Origin of the sequence: Caldimonas taiwanensis NBRC 104434 (genome assembly GCF_001592165.1) — a bacterium.
GTDB lineage: Bacteria > Pseudomonadota > Gammaproteobacteria > Burkholderiales > Burkholderiaceae_C > Caldimonas > Caldimonas manganoxidans.
In genome coordinates, this window is sequence record NZ_BCWK01000055.1 from 1 (window position 1) to 2,294 (window position 2,294).

Consider the following 2,294-nt stretch of genomic DNA (forward strand, 5'->3'; position numbering starts at 1 on the left):
AACACCACGCCATCCAGGATCGCGCGCAAGGCACCGCCCTGCTTGGCCGACTCGACCATCCCGCCCGCCATCTCGTTCATGGCCGGCAGGAACGCCTCGATCACCCGGTTGGCCAGACTCGTCGCGGCGAGCCGCAGCTTGGCCAGCGAGTCGTTGAACACCTCGGCCTGCGCGGCGGTGTCGCCGCCGATCTGCACGCCGAGCGCTTCCATCTCGCCGGTCAATGCCGCGATGCCTTCGCGTCCCTGGTTCAGGAAGGGGATGAGCTCGGCGCCGCTCTTGCCGAACAGTTGCACCGCCAGCGCCGACTTCTGCGCGCCGTCGGGCATGGCCTTGAAACGGTCGGCCAGATCGAGCAGCACCGCATCGGTCGCGCGCAGCGTGCCGTCCTGGTTCTTGAACTCCACGCCCAGCGCTTTGAGGCGCCGGGCGGACTCCTCCGAGCCCGTGGCCGCCTCGAACATCGTGGTGGCGAGCTTCTTGAGCCCCGTCTCGAAGGTCTGCGCCGAGACACCGGACAGTTCCGCCGCCGGCACCAGGGTAGAGAGCGACTCCACCGTGATGCCCACGCGCTGCGAGAGCTTGTTGAGCGCATCGGCCGAGTCCAGCGCCGACTTCACCATCGCGGCCAATCCCGCCGCCGACAACGCCACGCCGAGCCCGGCCAGCACGCCGTTGACGCTGCGGGCGGCGTCGGCCAGACCACCCAGGCTCCGCTGGATCGAGCCGAAGGCCGCGCGCGTCTCGTCGACGGCGCGGATGAGGATCTGGGCGCGGGCGGTCATGGTTCTGGACGGGTGTCTGGATCAAGCCCTCGGGCCTCGACGGCCTGGGCGTTCGATGTCATGGCGAGTGAGGTGGGGATGTGGTGCAATGCGCCTATGCCTGTGCTGACCATCCGCGACCTGCCTGGTGCCGTGCTTTGCGCCTTGCGCCAGCGCGCGGCGCGGCACGGGCGCAGCCTCGAAGACGAGGCATGCGCGATCGTGGAAGCAGCCGTCCGAGTCGAAGAATCCCCGGCGCTGGGTTCACTCCTGATCGATGTCGGCCGAGACTTGCGGCTCACCGATGAAGAGGTGGCACTGCTTCATCAGCGGGACCGATCCCTGCCTCGTGAGGTGGCATTCGAATGAAGGTGGCGCGCGTTACTAACGAGAAGAAGAACCTCAACCGCCTGGCCGGGGAGTTTCTGGTCGCCTCGCGCCTGACCCAACGCGGCTACATGGTGACGCTGCAGTGGGGCACGACCATCGGTTACGACATCCTGGTGTTCGACAAGGTCGGCAATGTGGCCTTCCTCGAAGTGAAGTCCTCGGCGCAGTACTCCCGCCGCTGGATCCTGCAAAAGAAGTACGCCGAGCCCAACACCGAGGCGATCCCGCTGGAACGCCGCTTCATCTGTTGCGTCGATCTGGCCCATGCGCAGGGCGAGCCGAAGGTGTACGTTTTTCCCGCCGCCGTGGTGGCCAAAGGGCTGCATTACTACTTCAGCGGCAAGTTTCCAAACAGCGACAGCTACCACCTCTCGCTCGACTTCAAGCCGCAAGGCCGAACCAAGGAGAACGGCGTGCAGACCGTGGGCGAGTTCATCACCGCCGAGCGCTATGTCGATGCCTATTCAACCCTCGGCATCGAGCCGGTCACTGCTTGAGAACGAACGAGTAGGCGACATGGACCAGGGCGACCCCACCCCCAAGAAGAGGCGCGCGGACGGGCAAGTCACCGGCCTGGCTGGTGAGTTCTTCGTCGCGGGCGAACTTCTGAAACGCGGTCTGCAGACTTCGATCACCTTCGGCAACGCCAAGGCCATCGACATCTTCGCGCACAGCGAGTCCTCGGGCGTGACCTACACGGTGCAGGTAAAGGCCCTCCGGCAGCGCAATTACTTCCCGATCAAACGCTCGGCGATCGAACCTCATCACGTCTACGTGTTCGTCATCCTCAACAAACCGGGCGATGCCGTGGACTACTTCATCGTCGAAGGCCAAATCCTGGCCGAAGCTGACGGCGATCTCGGTAGGTACCTCGACGATCCCAAGTTCCCCGGCATCGGTTGGCGCTCGCTGGAGCCTTTCCGGGACAACTGGCAGATCTTCAAGTAATCACATCCCTGTGGCCGAATTCCCGCTCGATCGCCCGCGCCAAGGCCGGCAAGGCGCCTTGCACGCCTGCTGCGAGATCGAACCGGCGCTTGAGATCCACCCGCCGCACCAGCACGGCGATCGGAATCTCCTGGCCGCGCTGCAGGCGCTTGACGCCGCTGCGCTCGCGCTCGGCGCGCTTGAAGCGGCCAA

Annotated in this window: 4 protein-coding genes and 1 pseudogene; 3 read left to right on the forward strand and 2 right to left on the reverse strand. The window is 65.4% G+C overall.

Annotated features, from left to right (window positions below; translation table 11 throughout):
- A pseudogene (locus CTA01S_RS15935) lies at nucleotides 1-785 on the reverse strand (phage tail tape measure protein); the annotation flags it as partial.
- A 102-nt stretch (nucleotides 786-887) separates the two neighbouring features.
- Between CTA01S_RS15935 and CTA01S_RS15940 the strand changes: the two are divergent.
- Genes CTA01S_RS15940 through CTA01S_RS15950 form a run of 3 tightly spaced genes read left to right on the forward strand, consistent with a single transcriptional unit; the run spans nucleotide 888 to nucleotide 2,102 of the window.
- Entirely contained in the window at nucleotides 888-1,133 is a 246-nt protein-coding gene (locus CTA01S_RS15940) for a FitA-like ribbon-helix-helix domain-containing protein (protein WP_371326106.1), read from the forward strand.
- Nucleotides 1,130-1,651: a protein NO VEIN domain-containing protein gene (locus tag CTA01S_RS15945; RefSeq protein WP_062196834.1), complete on the forward strand. Its 522-nt coding sequence runs from the start codon at nucleotides 1,130-1,132 to the stop codon at nucleotides 1,649-1,651. The genes CTA01S_RS15940 and CTA01S_RS15945 overlap by 4 nt, the downstream gene beginning before the upstream one ends.
- Nucleotides 1,652-1,670: 19 nt before the next feature.
- The gene (locus tag CTA01S_RS15950) at nucleotides 1,671-2,102 is read left to right on the forward strand and encodes a hypothetical protein (protein ID WP_062196835.1); all 432 of its coding nucleotides are present in this window, start codon (nucleotides 1,671-1,673) and stop codon (nucleotides 2,100-2,102) included.
- Here CTA01S_RS15950 and CTA01S_RS15955 read toward each other — a convergent pair.
- The coding region (locus CTA01S_RS15955; protein WP_232301107.1) for a DUF6441 family protein at nucleotides 2,095-2,294 on the reverse strand (200 nt) is incomplete at its 5' end. The genes CTA01S_RS15950 and CTA01S_RS15955 overlap by 8 nt on opposite strands.

Excerpts from the sequence above, each read along its gene's own strand:
- CTA01S_RS15945 (WP_062196834.1), top strand. The coding sequence starts at position 1,130 with ATGAAGGTGGCGCGCGTTACTAACGAGAAGAAGAACCTCAACCGCCTG.
- CTA01S_RS15950 (WP_062196835.1), top strand. The coding sequence starts at position 1,671 with ATGGACCAGGGCGACCCCACCCCCAAGAAGAGGCGCGCGGACGGGCAA.